This is a genomic window from Blautia sp. OF03-15BH, from assembly GCF_003463065.1.
Classification (GTDB): domain Bacteria; phylum Bacillota; class Clostridia; order Lachnospirales; family Lachnospiraceae; genus Limivivens.
In genome coordinates this window covers 18,725-36,187 of sequence record NZ_QSCM01000018.1, presented here as the reverse complement: position 1 = coordinate 36,187, position 17,463 = coordinate 18,725, and the positions used below count along the sequence as shown (strand labels likewise).

The 17,463-nt window shown below is 48.9% G+C and carries 16 protein-coding genes; 10 read left to right on the top strand and 6 right to left on the bottom strand.

The genetic code is table 11. The features are described from left to right. Window positions 1–3 precede the first annotated feature (3 nt). The 5 genes from DXA57_RS14595 to DXA57_RS14570 all read left to right on the top strand — a co-directional run bounded on the left by DXA57_RS14595 (window position 4) and on the right by DXA57_RS14570 (window position 4,515). On the top strand, window positions 4–1,494 hold the full coding sequence (locus DXA57_RS14595) for a sensor histidine kinase (RefSeq protein WP_117768027.1): 1,491 nt from the start codon (window positions 4–6) through the stop codon (window positions 1,492–1,494). Then, window positions 1,487–2,176, top strand: a complete 690-nt coding sequence (locus DXA57_RS14590; RefSeq protein ID WP_117768012.1) for a response regulator transcription factor — start codon at window positions 1,487–1,489, stop codon at window positions 2,174–2,176. The genes DXA57_RS14595 and DXA57_RS14590 overlap by 8 nt, the downstream gene beginning before the upstream one ends. Before the next feature lie 403 nt (window positions 2,177–2,579). Next, window positions 2,580–3,539, top strand: a complete 960-nt coding sequence (gene epsC / locus DXA57_RS14580; RefSeq protein ID WP_117768010.1) for a serine O-acetyltransferase EpsC — start codon at window positions 2,580–2,582, stop codon at window positions 3,537–3,539. A 21-nt stretch (window positions 3,540–3,560) separates the two neighbouring features. Further along, window positions 3,561–4,019 (top strand): cytidine deaminase, encoded by a 459-nt coding sequence (locus tag DXA57_RS14575; protein ID WP_117768009.1) that lies wholly within the window; start codon window positions 3,561–3,563, stop codon window positions 4,017–4,019. Between the two features lie 58 nt (window positions 4,020–4,077). Continuing rightward, a complete protein-coding gene (locus tag DXA57_RS14570; protein ID WP_117768008.1) occupies window positions 4,078–4,515 on the top strand; it encodes a MarR family winged helix-turn-helix transcriptional regulator in 438 nt (145 codons plus the stop codon). Between the two features lie 45 nt (window positions 4,516–4,560). On the opposite strand, the gene DXA57_RS14565 is transcribed toward DXA57_RS14570, so the two are convergent. Further along, window positions 4,561–5,427 (bottom strand): YitT family protein, encoded by an 867-nt coding sequence (locus DXA57_RS14565; RefSeq protein ID WP_117768007.1) that lies wholly within the window; start codon window positions 5,425–5,427, stop codon window positions 4,561–4,563. Window positions 5,428–5,667: 240 nt separating this feature from the next. On the opposite strand from DXA57_RS14565, the gene DXA57_RS14560 reads away from it, so the two are divergent. The 5 genes from DXA57_RS14560 to DXA57_RS14540 all read left to right on the top strand — a co-directional run bounded on the left by DXA57_RS14560 (window position 5,668) and on the right by DXA57_RS14540 (window position 12,119). Further along, window positions 5,668–6,126: a hypothetical protein gene (locus DXA57_RS14560; RefSeq protein ID WP_147345707.1), complete on the top strand. Its 459-nt coding sequence runs from the start codon at window positions 5,668–5,670 to the stop codon at window positions 6,124–6,126. Window positions 6,127–6,346: 220 nt separating this feature from the next. Continuing rightward, window positions 6,347–7,633: an aminotransferase gene (locus tag DXA57_RS14555; protein ID WP_117768005.1), complete on the top strand. Its 1,287-nt coding sequence runs from the start codon at window positions 6,347–6,349 to the stop codon at window positions 7,631–7,633. Window positions 7,634–7,845: 212 nt separating this feature from the next. Continuing rightward, window positions 7,846–9,474 carry a L,D-transpeptidase family protein gene (locus tag DXA57_RS14550; RefSeq protein WP_117768004.1) on the top strand — a complete coding sequence of 543 codons (1,629 nt, stop codon included), beginning with the start codon at window positions 7,846–7,848 and terminating at the stop codon, window positions 9,472–9,474. A 191-nt stretch (window positions 9,475–9,665) separates the two neighbouring features. Continuing rightward, window positions 9,666–10,703, top strand: a complete 1,038-nt coding sequence (locus DXA57_RS14545) for a D-alanine--D-alanine ligase family protein (protein ID WP_117768003.1) — start codon at window positions 9,666–9,668, stop codon at window positions 10,701–10,703. A gap of 45 nt (window positions 10,704–10,748) precedes the next feature. Further along, entirely contained in the window at window positions 10,749–12,119 is a 1,371-nt protein-coding gene (locus DXA57_RS14540; RefSeq protein ID WP_117768002.1) for a UDP-N-acetylmuramoyl-tripeptide--D-alanyl-D-alanine ligase, read from the top strand. Window positions 12,120–12,212: 93 nt separating this feature from the next. Here the strand turns inward: DXA57_RS14540 and DXA57_RS14535 are convergent, their stop codons facing one another. The 5 genes from DXA57_RS14535 to DXA57_RS14515 are packed head-to-tail and all read right to left on the bottom strand — an operon-like array spanning window position 12,213 to window position 17,454. After that, window positions 12,213–13,256 carry an SGNH/GDSL hydrolase family protein gene (locus DXA57_RS14535; protein WP_117768001.1) on the bottom strand — a complete coding sequence of 348 codons (1,044 nt, stop codon included), beginning with the start codon at window positions 13,254–13,256 and terminating at the stop codon, window positions 12,213–12,215. Continuing rightward, the gene (locus DXA57_RS14530) at window positions 13,243–14,826 is read right to left on the bottom strand and encodes an MBOAT family O-acyltransferase (protein ID WP_117768000.1); all 1,584 of its coding nucleotides are present in this window, start codon (window positions 14,824–14,826) and stop codon (window positions 13,243–13,245) included. Before DXA57_RS14530 ends, DXA57_RS14535 begins: the two co-directional genes overlap by 14 nt. A gap of 6 nt (window positions 14,827–14,832) precedes the next feature. Continuing rightward, complete coding sequence (locus DXA57_RS14525; RefSeq protein ID WP_117767999.1) at window positions 14,833–15,066, bottom strand: phosphopantetheine-binding protein; 234 nt, start codon at window positions 15,064–15,066, stop codon at window positions 14,833–14,835. Between the two features lies 1 nt (window position 15,067). After that, entirely contained in the window at window positions 15,068–15,922 is an 855-nt protein-coding gene (locus DXA57_RS14520; RefSeq protein ID WP_117767998.1) for a formyltransferase family protein, read from the bottom strand. Continuing rightward, complete coding sequence (locus DXA57_RS14515; protein ID WP_117767997.1) at window positions 15,919–17,454, bottom strand: amino acid adenylation domain-containing protein; 1,536 nt, start codon at window positions 17,452–17,454, stop codon at window positions 15,919–15,921. The genes DXA57_RS14520 and DXA57_RS14515 overlap by 4 nt, the downstream gene beginning before the upstream one ends. Window positions 17,455–17,463: the final 9 nt, after the last annotated feature.

The following is a 17,463-nucleotide window of genomic DNA, read 5'->3' as shown; positions in this document are numbered from 1 at the left end:
AAAATGAAGCTGAAGACAAGACTGATCACCGCTTTTTTTGTGATTGCCTGTGTTCCGCTGATGCTGGCAGTGATCGCTTTTGCCGGCTTCAGTTACGTACAGGTGAATGCACTGAAAACCAAGCTGGGGATCACGGATATCAGTTATGAAAATCTGGCAAATACCCTGCAGGTACTCAATGAGGCCACAGAGGATGTTTTTGATCAAATGTCCATCAAGGCAGAAGAAGATCCGGATGCCTATCTGGATCAATCTTATCTGGAGACGCTGAATCAGGAGCTGGAAGACAAATCTTCCTATCTGATCGTGAGGAAAGATAAGAGTCTTTATTATTGCGGAAGCGCGGAAAGCAATCTGAGGCTGTTTAGGGAGCTTCCTTCCTACGGCGCCTCCGTTTACAAGGCCGATGGAACCTACATCGCACAGGATGTACAGGCTTATGTAAAACAGGTGGATCTGGTTTTTTCTGACGGAGACAAGGGAAGTGCCTTCATCATTTCTTCCGTGAGCAATACCATGCCGGAGCTTCGAAGACTGGTATGGGATATGGTCTTTGCCGTTCTGGTGATCCTGGTACTGACGGGAGCCTGTCTGTCGGCCTGGATCTATCGTGGGATCAATACGCCGCTGCAGAAGCTCCGGGAAGCCACACGGCATATTAAGGACGGAGATCTGGACTTTGAGCTGAAGGTGGATGGCAAGGACGAGTTCAGTGAGCTTTGTCGGGATTTTGAGGAGATGCGCCAGCGTCTGCGGGATTCCAACACAGAGAAAGAAGCCTATGATAAAGAAAACAAAGAGCTCATCAGTAATATTTCCCATGACCTGAAAACGCCGATCACAGCCATCAAAGGTTATATGGAAGGGATCATGGACGGTGTGGCTGACACGCCGGAGAAAATGGACAAATACATCCGGACGGTCTATAATAAAGCCAATGATATGGACCGGCTCATCAACGAGCTGACCTTCTATTCCAAGATCGACACGAACCGCATCCCCTATAATTTCAGCAAGATCAATGTATCCGACTACTTTGATGACTGTGTGGAGGATGTCGGGCTGGAGCTGGAGTCAAAGAATATCGAGCTTTCCTATTTTAATTATGTAGACAAGGACACGCTGGTCATTGCGGATGCAGAGCAGATCAAGCGTGTCATCAATAACATCATCGGCAATTCCATCAAATATCTGGATAAACCCAAGGGTTATCTGAGTATCCGTGTGCGGGACGTGGGTGATTTTATCCAGGTAGAGATCGAGGACAATGGAAAAGGCATTGCGGCCAAGGATCTGCCGAATATTTTTGACCGTTTTTACCGGACGGATTCTTCCCGGAATTCTTCCAAGGGGGGAAGCGGTATCGGCCTTTCCATCGTAAAAAAAATCATCGAGGATCACGGTGGAAAAATCTGGGCCAACAGCAAGCTTGGAGCCGGGACGGTAATGTATTTTGTACTTAGAAAATATCAGGAGGTACCTATCAATGAGTAAAATACTGATCATAGAAGATGAAGAAGCGATCGCGGATCTGGAGAAAGATTATCTGGAGCTGAGCGGTTTTGAAGTGGAGACCGAGACCCGGGGAGATGTCGGTCTGAAGAGGGCGCTGGAGTCCGAGTACGACCTGTTTATCCTGGATCTGATGCTGCCGGAGATGGATGGTTTTGAGATCTGCAAGGAGATACGGAACCATAAGAACACGCCTATTATCATGGTTTCAGCGAAGAAAGACGACATAGACAAGATCCGGGGCCTTGGGCTTGGCGCCGATGATTATATGACGAAGCCCTTCAGCCCCAGTGAACTGGTAGCCCGGGTGAAAGCCCATATGGCCCGGTATGACCGGCTGGTAGGAAGCAATGCGCAGAAAAACGACATCATTGAGATCCGGGGGATCAAGATCGACAAGACCGCCCGGCGGGTCTGGGTGAACGGTGAGGAGAGAAACTTCACCACCAAGGAGTTTGATCTTCTGACGTTCCTGGCCGAGAATCCCAATCATGTTTTTACCAAAGAAGAGCTCTTCCGTGAGATCTGGGACATGGAATCCGTCGGTGATATCGCTACTGTTACGGTACATATCAAGAAGATTCGTGAGAAGATCGAGCAGAACACCGCAAAACCACAGTATATTGAGACGATCTGGGGAGTCGGTTACCGCTTTAAAATCTGAAATTTCCTGTATGTAAGCCATTTTTCGATGATCGGAAGATGGCTTTTTTCCTTCACCGCAGAAAAGAGTTGATAAGTCGCATGGTTTTTCATATAATGATGATACCAGGGTCAAAAGTTCAAAAAGCCGCTCATGCTTGCATGATAAGGCTTTTGAACTTGGGACCCGCCAAACATGAAAAAGCAGCGATTTACGCAGTAAATCAGCGGATTTTGAATGTTTGTAGAATTGCGGGAGCTGCTTTGCAGCGGAGCAATTCGCAGGTATCAGTTGAAGTCAAAAGTTCAAAAAGCCGCTCGTGCCTGCACGATGAGGCTTTTGGACTTGGAACATTGACCTTTTAAAGATGCAAAAGCAATAAGCAATGGGTGGGGATTAAGCAGAAAGAAAAGGAGTAAGCTCTATGACCGAGGAAATTTTAGATCATTCCCTAAACAGTCTTGTGGAAGGGATACTGGACAGCTATGACAAATATCCGCTGATCCGGAATATCGATTCTTCCAACCGTATCAACCGTGCCATCGTTCTGGATATTCTGGAGAATCTCCGGAAGATCATTTTTCCGGGATATTTTGAGACGCGGAATTTAAAGCAGAATTCGCTCTCCTATCATGTGGGAGAAGTTCTTGAGGACATTCATTACAATCTGATCAAACAAACCATCCGGGCTTTGCAGCACCGGGAAGAAAATGCACCGGAAAACAAGGAAGCAGCTCTTTTGGAGGCAACGGTCATCGTGGAACGCTTTCTGGCAAGGATCCCGGCAGTACGTGAAATCCTGATGACAGATGTGCAGGCGGGCTATGACGGTGACCCGGCAGCTTATAATACGGATGAGATCATTCTTTCCTATCCGGGGCTTTACGCTATCTTTGTCAACCGTCTGGCGCATGAACTCTATCTTATGGGAGTTCCTCTGATTCCCCGTATGATGACAGAGTATGCGCACAGCCTTACCGGTATTGATATCCATCCGGGTGCCACCATCGGAGAATACTTCTTTATCGACCATGGAACCGGTGTAGTTGTAGGTGAGACCACAAGGATCGGAAAAAACGTAAAAATCTATCAAGGCGTAACCCTAGGAGCGCTTTCCACAAGAGGCGGTCAGAGTCTCCGCCATGCCAGACGTCATCCGACTCTGGAGGATAATGTAACGGTTTACTCCGGAGCCTCGATCCTGGGGGGTGAGACTGTGATCGGTCAGGGAGCCGTCATCGGAAGTAACGCTTTTATCACCTCTTCTGTGCCGGCGAACATGAGAGTCAGCATCAAAAATCCGGAGCTTCAGTTCAAAAACCGTTCCGGAAAAGTCGGAGAGCTTGGACAGGAAGGCTTCTTCAACCGGCAGGAAACCGATTAAAGAGAAAGATGAGGATCACTTATGGAGAGAGAAAAATCAAAACTTCGTTCGGAAGAGGCAGTGGAGCTTCTCAAAGGCGCCATGGAGGCCAGGGAGCATGCTTATACACCTTATTCTCATTTTCATGTGGGAGCGGCTCTTCTCACGAAAGCAGGAAAGGTCTATCAGGGCTGCAACATCGAGAATGCAGCCTACAGCCCCAGCGTGTGCGCAGAGCGGACGGCATTTTTCAAGGCTGTCTATGAAGGAGAGCGGGAGTTTCAGGCGATCGCCATTATGGGCGGCCCGGAAGCCATAAAAGGACCGGACTGTGCCGTCTGTGCCCCGTGCGGCATCTGCCGTCAGGTGATGATGGAATTCTGTGATCCGGAAACCTTTGAGATTTTTCTGGGGACTCCGGAAAAATATGAGATCTATACTTTGAAGGAGCTTTTACCTCTTGGTTTTGGAAGTGCCGATCTTCAGCCAAAAAAGGCTTGACATTCTTCCGGTTCCGCATTATATTGTTTGTGACCAAACAGACAGGGAGGGTGATTTCATGGGGAGAAAAAAAGAAGTGGGTCATGAAATCCATGTCCTCAGCAATATGATCGGAAGAAAGATCGATGAAGAGAAGCGTCAGCGGAACATGGCAGATGTGAGTCCGGTGCAGATCTGGGTCGTCCGTTATCTTCATGAGCATAAGGGAGAAGAAATCTGCCAGCGGGATCTGGAACGGGATTTTAATGTGACTCGTTCAACGGTGACGGGAATCCTTCAGATCATGGAGAAGAAGGGCTATATTCTTCGGGTTTCTGTCCCGACGGACGCCAGACTGAAGAAGATTCTTCTCACGGAAAAGGGAGAGAAGCTTTACTATAAGGTCCGGGACCACATTCATGAGACGGAAACATTTCTTGTAAAAGGAATGACCGAAGAAGAGGTGGAACAGCTTCTGTTCCTTCTGGGGAAAATCAAAAACAATCTGACCACGTAAAAAAGAACAGCAGATCCGTTCTGAACGGAAATGCTGTTCTTTTTTTCAGTTGAAACCGCGGAAGCCTTTTCCGATGATCTCGCTGCTGTTGGTGATCATCATGAATGCACCCGGTTCGTTTTGCTTTAAGAAATTTCGAAGCTGGACGGCCTGGCTTCTCTTCATAACCGTCAGAATGATGAATTTCTGCTGGTGCGTGTAGGTTCCCTCACCCTTAAAAATGGTGGCACTCCGTTTCAGTTCATCATGGATGAAATCGCAGATGGGATCCGGTTCGTCGCAGACGATCGTGAAGTATTTGCAAAGGTTGATATTCTCGATGACACCGTCGATGACAAGGGATTTTGCCATAAGGCCGGTAAAGGAGAAAAGTCCGGTGGTGGGATCAAAGACGAAGCAGGCTGCCACAGTGATCAGAAGATCTACCACAAACAGGGCAGAACCGATATTGAAGCTGGTATATTTTTTCAGGATCATGGCCAGGATATCCGTACCGCCGCCGGAAGCACCGATATTAAAAAGAATGGCAGCACTCAGAGACGGAAGAAAGATGGCAAAGATCAGCTCCAGGACCGGCTGTGTGGTCAGCGGATGCGTCATGGGAAAGAGTTTTTCCATACCGCTTAACGCCACGGACATAAGGACACTGACGTAGACCGTCTTGATACCGAAGGATCTTCCAAGGAAGAAAAAGCCCAGCACCAGAAGCACCATATTCAGAAGAAACGTCCAGTCTCCGGCGGTGATGGAAGTCAGTTTGGCGAGAAGAACGGCCATACCGGAAACACCGCCAAAGGAAAAGTTGTTTGGAAATTTGAAAACATAAATACCGACCACCATGATCAGAGTCGCGATGGTGATAAGGCCGTACTCACAGACAGCAGCCCACACTTTGGAATGTTGCTTGAACATAACAGATACCCTCTCTTTTCTATTTTGTAAAAGAAATGAAAAATGTATTTCCCCCTGCGCCATTATAATACATATTTGTGGAAAAAGCCACCGTCTGCGTGCATTTTGACGAAAAGAATACACTTTGGAAAAAGCTAAGATTTTGTTTACAGCTTGTTTACACGCCGGTGCGGATTTTTGTGTGGGAAATCTTTTATGATAATGATGGAACAGGAAAGCCACGGAAAGGGGGCGTGCGTTATGATGATAATAAGGGGACGAAGAATTTTTATGCTGAGAGTCTGTGTGATCCTGATACTGGCAATGGCAGTACTTTCTGAGGCATACAGCCCGAAGGAAACGTATATCAGGGGGATCCGTGAAGAGTGGGGGATCACTCTTCCTACTGCAGAATGGGAGATCTATAATGAAGCGGCAGGTTCCAGCTTTGCCGGAAAGGGAGTCCGTTACCATGTATTTCGTTATCAGGATGCGGCAGCGCTCCAGAAAGCAGTATCCTGGCACAGGGGAAGGAATATGCTGGTGGAACGGAAAGTAGACGCACTGCTCCGGGATATGGAGATCACAAAAGGGTATGAGGTGAATTTTAACGGGGAGTATCAGTATTTCACTCTGACAAACAGAGGAAGTGCAAAGGAACTCTTCCTTCTGTATTTTCCGGCTCAGAACCGCCTGTCCGTGGTAGAGGATTATATCTGAGAAAGTTTTCTGACCGGATATGTAAAAAGGACCAGATGTCTTTGGAAAAGTTCCTTCTCATTATAAAAAATGCTGAAATTTCGTCTGGAGAGGTACAAAAACCTTGACGTGAATACGGTAACGTACTAAAATAGCACCTAGTGAGTGTCTGGAAAGTACGCGAGAACCACACAACTGTATTTTGCATGACGACACAGAAGAACGATAGAGGAGGACGAAAATGACAGCATATAAAGACCGGTCAAGAGAAGAACTGTTACAGGAAAAAGAGCTTCTGGAGGCAAAGTTCCAGGAGATCAAGGGAAAAGGACTGAAACTGGATATGTCCCGTGGTAAGCCTTCTGCAGCTCAGCTGGATCTGTCCATGGGTATGATGGACGTGCTGAACAGCACAACAGATTTAAAATGTTCGGTTGGTGTAGACTGCCGGAACTATGGTGTGCTGGACGGTATTCCGGAAGCAAAAGAACTCTTGGCAGATATGACAGAGGTTTCCCCGGATAATATCATCATTTACGGTAACTCCAGTCTGAACGTGATGTATGATACAGTGGCCCGTTCTATGACCCATGGTGTGTGTGGAAGCACTCCCTGGTGTAAGCTGGATGAGGTAAAATTCCTCTGTCCGGTTCCGGGATATGACCGTCATTTTGCCATTACCGAGCATTTTGGCATCAAGATGATCAATATCCCCATGACGGAAACCGGTCCAGATATGGATCTGGTAGAGCAGTATGTCAACAATGATCCGGCAGTAAAGGGTATCTGGTGTGTACCGAAATATTCCAACCCGCAGGGTATCACTTACTCAGACGAGACGGTGCTTCGCTTTGCAAGACTGAAACCGGCTGCAGAAGATTTCCGTATCTACTGGGATAATGCTTACGGTATCCATCACCTCTATGCAGATAAGCAGGACAACCTCATCGAGATCCTTATGGCCTGCAAGCAGGAAGGAAACCCGGATATGGTATTCAAATTCTGTTCCACATCCAAGGTAAGCTTTCCTGGCTCCGGTGTGGCTGCGATCGGCGCATCCAAGAAGAATATTGATTTCATCAAACAGCAGATGACCATCCAGACCATCGGTCACGACAAGCTGAATCAGCTTCGTCATGTGCGTTTCTTCAAAGATATCCACGGCATGGTGCTCCACATGAGAAAGCATGCCGATATCTTAAGACCGAAGTTTGAGACCGTATTAAATGGTCTGAAGAGAGAGCTTGGTGATCTGGAGATCGGTTCCTGGATGGAGCCGCGCGGAGGTTATTTTATTTCCTTTGATGCGCTCCCTGGTTGTGCGAAGGCCATTGTGGCAAAAGCAAAAGAGGCAGGTCTTGTCATGACTCCGGCAGGAGCCACCTTCCCGTACGGCAAGGATCCGCAGGACAGCAATATCCGTATCGCACCGTCCTACCCGACACCGGAAGAGCTGGCAGTGGCAGTGGAGATCTTCGTCCTCTGCGTCAAGTTGGTCAGCGTTGACAAGCTTCTCGAAGAAAAATAAGAGTAAACAAAAAGCCCGGTTTTCCGGGCTTTTTGTTTACTTAAGAAAATCTGAAATTTGTTGCAGGCTTATTTACATTTTTTGGATACATGTTACAATAGAGAAATGTAGAATTGCGGAAGTTACTTTGCGGCGGAGCAATCCGCAGGCATCTGTAGGGGATAAAAGAGATGAGGGGAAGATTCCAAAGAAAAGGGGTATAAGAAGGGCATATGACAAGATCAGCCAGACGAACAAGGAGATCCAGAAGATCCAGTGTATTTATTCTGATCGTCAGTATTTTTTTACTGATCATGGCCGCGGCTTATCTGGCCGTAGGCGTATATTATAAGGACCGGTTTTTCCCAGGCTCCTATATCAATGGAGAGGACTGTTCCGGGATGACGGTGGATGAAGTGGAAAAAAGGATCGCGGATTCAGTCACCGATTATCAGATCACCATTGCCGAACGTGGTGGAAAGGAAGAGGTGATTGACGGCTCTGCCATTGATTTTTCCTATGTATCCACAGGGGCAGTGCAGGAACTTCAGGAAGAGCAGAATTCCTTCAACTGGATGTATGCATTTTTTCATCCGGAGGATCATGCCATGGCAGTGGAAACTTCTTATGATGCAGATTTTCTGAAGATGGCCATGGATAAGCTCCAGTGCTTTCAAGAGTCCGGTATTACAGATCCGGAGGATGCTTATATCAAAGAAAACGGCACCGGCTATGAACTGGTTCCGGAGGTGGAAGGAAACCGCCTCAATAAAGAAAAAGTACTGACGCTTCTTTCGGAAGCGGCCGGCCAGGGACTGAAAGAGGTAGATCTGGAAGCGGAAGACTGCTACGAGAAGCCTTCGATCACCTCTGAAAATAAAGACCTGGTAGCCCGTTACCAGACACTGGTGAAATATTCTAAAATGTCTGTGACGTATGCGTTCGGAGACAGCCGGGAAGTGCTGGATTCCACGACGATCCGCAGCTGGATGACCGTATCGGAGAGCGGAGAAGCCTCTTTCAGCGATGAGCAGATCGAGGACTATGTGGCAGGGCTTGCAGAAAAATACGATACCTTTGGAAAAGATGTGGCCTTTACGACAGCTCTGGGAGAGACGGTCACGGTAAACAGCTGTGATTACGGCTGGCAGCTGGATCAGGCTTCCGAGGTGGCCAAGCTGAAGGAATATTTACTGAAGGGTGAATCCATGGTGAGAGAGCCGTTATGGCTGAAAATGGGAGTGGCCAGAACAGCCAACGGCGTCGGAGATACGTACGTGGAGATTGATTATACAAATCAGCGCATGTGGTTCTATAAGGATGGACAGCTTCTGGTAGACACGCAGGTGGTAACCGGAAATACCAGCAAGGATATGGGATCTCCGGTGGGGATCTTTGCTCTGTATTATAAGGAGACTCATGCGATCCTGAAAGGGGAGGATTATAAGACGCCGGTGGATTTCTGGATGCCCTTCTATGGCGGAGTGGGGATCCATGATGCGAAATGGAGATCCTCTTTCGGAGGAAATCTTTATCAGAGCAGCGGTTCCCATGGCTGCATCAACACACCCTGGGCCAACGCAAAGGCCATTTATGAAAATATTGATGCAGGAACGCCTATTGTGTGCTATAATGCAGGAACGAACCTGGGGCAGGGTGCGCAGGCTTATGAACAGCCGGCAGAGACACGGAATGTGGAAGCGGAGCTGGCAGGAACAGCCGATGCTTCATCCGGCAGCACAGATGGTACGGCAGACAGTACCGGAACAGGTGATGCGACAGCTTCCGGGGACGGTACGACCTGGGATGAAAGCACAGGAAGCTATGATTCCAACGGGGACGGTGTGGTGACCATCAACTGACAGACAAGAAATGACAGCCGGAGGTGTCTCACTTCCGGCTGAGTGTCTGTATGAAAGGAACCGGCAGCCGCATATGCCCCTGCATGATCCGTATAAAACATATAAAAGGTAACAGTTCAAAACAACAGGCCACAGATCTGCATGCGGATGTTCTGAACGGTTGCTAAAAAATCAGGAGGACAGAAAAAATTATGAAGATTGTAGTTTTAGCAGGAGGAACCAGTACAGAAAGAGAGATTTCTATCGTATCTGGAACCGGAATCTGTAAGGCTTTAAGGGAGAGAGGTCATCAGGCAATTCTGGTGGATGTTTACTGCGGAAATGAGACCCTGGATCCTGCGACGGCTTTTGACGGTGAATACGATGTAGATGCCGCAGCTGCTTATATGAGAAGCTTTGATTCGAAGATCAAAGAGATGCAGGCATCCGGAAAGGAGTTTTTCGGTCCGAAGGTTCTGGAGCTTTGCAAGGCTGCAGACGTGGTATTCCTTGGACTTCACGGAAAGAACGGAGAGGACGGAAAGGTACAGGCCGCTTTTGATCTTCTGGGTATCATTTATACTGGAAGCGGATACCTTGGAAGTGCCATCGCCATGGACAAAGGACTTTCCAAAAAGCTGTTTCTGGAGAGCGGCGTTCCGACTCCGGCAGGCGCGATCCTGAAAAAAGGTGAGCCGGTGAAAGAGCTCTGGGAGTATGGACTCTCCCTTCCCTGTGTGGTAAAGGCAAGCTGCGGCGGTTCCAGCGTCGGTGTTTATATCGTTCATACGCAGGAAGCATATGAAGAAGCTTTAAAGGAAGCCTTCACCTACGATGACGTGGTGGTTCTGGAGCAGTATATTAAGGGTCGTGAGTTCTCCGTAGGCGTTGTGGATGGAGTCGCTTATCCGATCATTGAGATCGCACCGATCCAGGGCTTCTATGATTATAAGAATAAATATCAGGCGGGAAGCACCATTGAGACCTGTCCGGCGGAGCTTTCCGAGACGGATACCGCAAAAATGCAGGAGTATGCCGTGAAGGCTTTCCATGCACTTCAGCTGGAGAATTATGCACGGATGGATTTCATGATGAATGAAGATCACAGCATGTATTGTCTGGAGGCAAATACCCTTCCCGGAATGACACCTACCAGTCTGCTTCCGCAGGAGGCAGCAGTCCTTGGTATGGATTTTGGCGAACTCTGTGAAAAACTCATTGAGGTATCTTTACGCGTAAGACGTCAGTAAGGCGATAAAAACAGATATTTGCAAAAAAAGCAGGAGGAAAATCCCATGAAAAACATGACCCTTGCCAACATCGCTGCTGCCTGCGGCGGAATCTATCACGGAAAAGAAGAGGACCGGAACAAAGAGGTTCTTTCCATCACCACAGACAGCCGGAAGGCAGAGCCGGGAAGTCTTTTCATTGCCATCCGGGGAGAACGGGTGGACGGTCACGATTTTGTGGACAGTGTCTTTGAAAAAGGTGCACTCTGCGTGCTGTCTGAGCAGGAGCTTCCGGAGGCGGAAGGAAACTATATCCTTACCGCATCCACCCTGCAGGCGATCAAGGACCTCGCGGAATTTTACCGTCAGCAGCTGTCTGTCCGCGTTGTTGGCATTACCGGAAGTGTGGGAAAGACCAGTACGAAAGAGATGATCGCCTCAGTACTCTCCGAGAAATACAAGGTTTTAAAGACACTTGGAAATTTCAATAATGAACTGGGACTGCCGCTTACGGTCTTCCGTCTTACCGAGGAAGATGAGGTGGCTGTGCTGGAAATGGGGATCAGTGATTTCGGTGAGATGCACCGCTTAAGCAAGATCGCAAGACCGGATATCTGTGTCATGACGAATATCGGCCAGTGTCATCTGGAATTTCTGCATGACCGGGACGGCATCCTCCGGGCGAAATCAGAGATCTTTGATTTTATTGCGGAAGATGGGAAAATCGTTCTCAATGGAGACGATGATAAACTCTCCACGCTCCATGAGGTGAAAGGCATTACGCCTGTTTTCTTCGGTCTGGAATCCGGAAGAGAGATCTATGCGGATGAGCTGGTCTCCAAAGGCCTTCGGGGCACGGTCTGCAGGATCCATACACCGGAAGGTGAGACAGAGGTGCATGTGCCTCTTCCGGGCCGCCATATGGTCATGAATGCCCTGGCAGGAACCGCTGTAGGACTGGAGTTGGGTCTTTCTCTGGAAGAGATCCGGCGGGGGATTGAAAAGGTAGAGGCTCTGAACGGCCGTTTCCATATGATCGAGCATAACGGCATGCTGATCGTGGATGACTGTTACAATGCGAGTCCTGTGGCCATGATGGCATCTCTGGACATCCTCATGGATGCAGAAGGACGGAAGGTTGCCATTTTGGGCGATATGTTTGAGCTGGGAGAAAATGAACTGGAACTTCATGCAGGAGTCGGCACTCATGCCTCCAGAAATGCCATTGATCTTTTGATCTGTGTGGGCGAGCGATGCCGCCATATGGCAGAAGCTGCTTTTGAGGGCGGCGGCTGCGGCGAAGTGCTTTCCATTCCGACGCTGGATGCGCTTCTTGAAACTTTGCCAAGGCTGGTACAGTCCGGTGATACGATCCTTGTAAAAGCCTCCCATGGCATGCATTTTGAGAAGGTTGTGGAGAAGCTTCAGACTTTATAAGATTAAAAAAGTCCATTGTCTGCTATTTGAAAAGCAGGCAGTGGACTTTTTTATGGCAAGCCGGATCGGCAGAACCGGAAGATGAGACTGGTCTCAGGCAGCAGGCTCTGCGACCTCACCCATATATTCTTCGGTAAAATACGTCGGGTAAGCATCACCGCTCTCGTGGATCTCGGCGATGAGTCCGGTGTAGATCTCTGCTCCGTTCTGGTTCAGATGGACGATATCACGGAAAAGCTCCCGGTTGAAAACCGTATTTTTTTCGGTATAGAAATTCATGTCATAGAAAGGAATCCCGTGGCTGTCGGCAATGGCCTGATAAGTGGCATGCATGTTGTTCATATCTCCGGCATGGGAGAGCAGAACCTCGGGAAGGGGCGGTGATACCAGAATGATCTCGACTCCCTTTTCCTGGCAGAGGGTGATGATCTCATCCAGAAGAGCTTTGTTTTCCTGTGTGTGGATATGGGGCTTCCAGGAATGGATCGTGATGTTGGTATCGGTGTAGCGTTTGCCGCTGTACACGTTGTCATTGTTAAGAAAACCACGTCCCAGATACTGGGGTTCCTTGTCCGGCATGACAGGAGCCTGTCCGCTTTCCGCGGAAAGCTTGTAGGAGACATTGGCTGCCACGGCGGAAAAATCAAAATAGTCTGTGACACGGGTGCTGTAAAGCAATTTCCGGATCTGTACTCCGGAGCTGGTCTCATGAAAAATAGAAGAAAGCTTTCCAAAGAGTGTCACAAAGCGGTCGCTGGCTCCAATACGGGCAGAATCGTTCCGTCCCCTTTGCAGGGTGGATAAAGAAACCTCCAGATAAACGGTTTTGATAGGGCTGACGCGAAAGGCATCCTCCAGAAGTTCTTTTGTTGTCACAAGCGGCTGAGAGCCTGTTCCCAGGTTAAAACTCACAGCACCGGTAGTGGAATCGTAGACTGCCGGATCATAGCCGGAATAGGTCTTTGAGGTGCCGCAGAACAGGGTGTCTACGTCCTCCTTCATAGACTGGTATTCCTGGCGGGCATAGATGCTGTACTGGGTATAAGGTTCATAGAGGAAGCGGATCCCGGCTTCCAGAAGAAAAACAAAAGCAAGAAGCACTGCCACCCTTGGGAGGATCTTCTTAAAATTGTGCATAAGCGAAACCTCCTGTCATGGAAATAGAAAAGGTGCCCATGATAAGGATACCGGCCAGGGCTCCCAGATAGAGAAGCCAGCGAAGCGCCGTATTCTGCCTGGCGATGAGTGCGCGGACCGGCTGTTTTTCCTGTACCAGGTCCACAGCCAGCATGGCAGTGAGACCGATGGCAAGAAAGATCAGATCCTGAGGCACCAGCTTCGGGAACCAGGCCTCAAAGGCCAGGGAAGGACGGAAATCCGTGAAGATCCGGCGGACGGTATCAAATACTCCCTGGGTGGTGGGAGAGCCCGGAAAGACCTTCAGGGCCGCTACAAGGAAGAAAGTGCGGAGCAGACAGAAAAATCTCCAGGCACCAGACTCTTCATGGATGTGGAAAAAGGCTTTCCATTTCTGGAAATAAGGTTCCAGAAAGAGGGAAGACATAAGGATCACACCGTTGGCAACACCCCAGAGAATGTATTTCCAGCTGGAATCATGCCAGAGACCGGTGGAAAACCACACGATGAAAAGAGCAAACATGGCAGGAAAAATCTTGCCGATACGGATACCGAAGCATTTCTTTCCCCATTTTCCGAACCGGACAGCCGGTTTGGAGATGGAAAGCGGATAAAAAAGATAATCACGGAACCAGAAGCTTAAGGACAGATGCCAGCGCCTCCAGTATTCTCCGAGAGAACGGGAGAGGAAGGGGCGCTTGAAGTTTTCCATCAGATGGATACCAAGCACCTCGGAAAAGCCGGCTACGATATCCATATAGCCGGAGAAATCCGCATAGATCTGGATGGCCATATAGACACAGCCGAGGAAAAGCGTCATGCCGCTGCAGTCGGCAGAGCGGAAAATGGCGTCCACGGAGGGCTTCATCCGGTCGGCGATCACGCATTTTTTGAAAAAACCCCAGAGGACACGCTGGAGTCCGAAGGAGAGATTTTCATATGAAAATTTATGTACTGCAAAAAGCTGAGGAGCCAGATCGGGAAAACGACCAATCGGACCTTGCGTCATCTGCGGGAAAAAGCAGACAAAAAGGGCAGTTTTTAAGATATTGTGTTCCGGTTTGCATTTTCCTTTATAGACATCCAGCACGTAGCCGATGCTCTGGAGAGTATAGTAGGAGATTCCGAGAGGAGCTGCAAGCCCAAGGCGGTTTACCGGGGAGATGCCGAAAAGTCCCAGCACATAGTTGGCATTGTCAATAAGGAAATTTCCATATTTTAAAAGAGCCAGGATCCCGATGTTGACAATGATAAAAAGAGCGGCCACATGACGTTTTTTCTTCTTGGTACGGGCTTTTTCTGCTTTTTTGATCTCATGGGAAGCCTCTTTCAGTTCTCCGGCCTGGCGTTTTTTCAGCTGATCGTCCATTGTCTCCATCCAGCGCACGGCACCATATGTGGTGAGTATGGTGAGGATCAGCCAGAGAAAGGTACGTGCCCCGGCCAGAGAATAAAAGACAAGACTGGCCAGAAGAAGCACTACCCATTGCAGTCTGGGAAACAGGTAATAGATCACTGCCGTCAGGGTAAAAAATACCAGAAACGGCAGTGAGTTTACGGTCATATTCATAAAGCGTTAATCCTCATCCTCCAACCTTTTTACAAGGGCAGCGATCTGATCGGCGGAGTTGAAGTTTTCCGGTTCAATGTCATCAAAAGAAATATCTACGCCAAAAGCGTCTGTGAGCTCTCCGATCAGGGAGACCAGGTCGAAGGAATCCAGAATGCCATCATCAATGAGTGTCTGGCTGCTTTCAAAATCCACGTCCGGTCTCAGTTCTTTTAAAATTTCCATTACTTTTTCTTTCATTTCACACATTCTCCTTTTTGTAATTGCAAAGTTCAAATAAATGGTTTTCTTTCTGAATCCAGAGGGAGGTGTCCTCAAAAGAAATACCCTCCGGAAAGCGTTGTTCTTCTGTGATCCGGTATTTTTTCCAGGTAAAACAGGTTGCGTCAAGAAGAAGCTTCGGTTTCGGGACAACAGACAGGATCTGATAGTCCATGGACCGGAGAAAAGCGCTGATCTTCTTGGCATCCCAGTCCGGGTTTAAAAAGCCTCCGGCAGGAAGTTCTCTGGAAAAGTGAAGCTTCCGGTCACGGATCAGAGGCTGCGGCCACCATTTTACGGTTCCGTTAAGAAGTCCAGGCAGAAGTTCTTTGAACGCTTTTCCTGCCAGACGGATCTGTTCCTGAAAAACCAGATAAGCGGTGTGCTTTTCCGTCAGAGGAAAGCTTTTCTGGATCAGGATCTCACCACTGTCTACTTCGGCAGTAAGCCTATGCCAGGTGATGCCGGTCTCCTTGTCACCCTCAAAAATGGCCCACATTTCAGCATTCCGGCCGGGGTGCCGGGGAAGAAGAGCCTGATGGCAGTTGATGGCAGTGAGGAAGGGATTGGAAAGGACTATGGCAGGAAGGATCCTTGGATTGATGGCACTTATGAGAAGTGTCGGCTCAGAGATCCCGGAAAGCTGTTGAAAAAGTGCCTGGATCTCCGGAGTTTCATAAGGAAGAGAAAGGTTTTCACAGCGTCGTTCCAGGAAAGCGGATGGTTTTTCCCCGGTGTCAAAGATCACTGGAGAAAGTCCTGCCGTTTTCAGTGCAGCGGCCACGGTCAGTGGAAGGGAGCCTGTCCCCAGAATGACTGCAGAGGAAAAGGTCACAGAGTCTCACCTCCTGTCAGAAATTCACGTTTCAGCCTTGCCCGGTCGATCTTTCCATGGCTGTTCATAGGAATCCGGTCAAAATGGATCAGCCGGTTAGGGCACATGTATTTGGGAAGATGCTTCTGAAGTCCCTGGAGGATGGATTTATCCTCATTTTCACGGCTCTGATAGAAAAGGACGATCTTTCCGGCAGCTGTATCATAAATGCAGCAGCCGTTTTCTACAAACGGAAGAGACTGAAGGACCGTCTCGATCTCACCGAGCTCAATGCGGTGGCCCATATGCTTGATCTGAGAATCCCGGCGGGAAGCGAAGTGAAGCAGTCCGTCCTTGTCAAACCAGCCCATATCTCCGGTGCAGTAGAGCTTTTCTGGGAAATAAGGGTTCAGGGGATTCTGGATGAAGGCTTTTTCTGTGTTCTCCGGGTTGTTGTAGTAGCCGGGAGCCAGAGAGGTACCGCGGACGCAGATCTCGCCTGTTTCGCCGGGGGCGGCTTCCGTTCGCTTTTCTGTAAGAAGAAGGATCTCAGTATTCGGGAAAGGCTTTCCGATGGGAAGGGTTTCAAGCTCAGTAAATTCCCGGTCCACAATATAGTAAGTACAGTTGCAGGTGATCTCTGTAGGACCGTAAAGGTTGACGTACATGGCTTCCGGCAGATGTTTTCTCCAGTAGGAGAGCACTTTCATGGGCATGACTTCACCGGAAAACAGGATTTTCCGAAGCGGAGCCTCCACTCCTTTGTCCAGAACCTTGAGGGTGGCAAGAACACTTAAGGCAGATACGGCCCAGATCAGAGTCGTTACCTGCCGTTCCTTCAGATAAGCCAGAAGCTTTTTCGGCATAACGAAGAAGGACTGTGGCAGGATTTCAAGCGTGCAGCCGTTCCGAATCACATTATAAATGTCTTTTACAGATACATCAAAGTCAAAGGGAGCCTGACCGGCAAACACTTCTTCACTTTGGAAGTCGAAAGCCACTGCAAACTGTTCCACCAGGTCGATGACAGAGCGGTGGGTGATGACGACCCCTTTGGGAACACCGGTGGAGCCGGAAGTAAAGATCGTATAGAGAGGATCTGTGTCCAGATGGGTCTTGCGGATCTTTTCGAGAGCAGCTTCATCCGGCTCTGTTTGTAAAGCTGTTTCAATGGAAAGCAGCGGGTAGTTTCCGGTCTCTCCCAGGGAAGAAGTGAGGGCGGAAAGCTGTTTTTCGCTTCCGAGGATACAGAAAGGCTCCAGAGTCTTCAGGATCTGACGGATCCGCTCTGCCGGAAGCTTCGGGTCAACGGGTACATAGAAATTACCGCTGAATACAATGCCGAAAAAGGCCAGTACGCTGCAAACATCCCGGTCAATGAGAACGGCCGCAGGCCTTCGGCGCTGACCGAACGGAAGAAGCGCGCTTCCGATGGAGCGGGAGGCCTGGAGAGCTTCCTGGTAAGAGCAATGAGAAGCCGGATCGGCAAAGGCCGTCTTTTCCGGATATTTTGCAGCAGAATTTTCAAGATATTCCAAAACATTTGTGATCATATAAAAAGC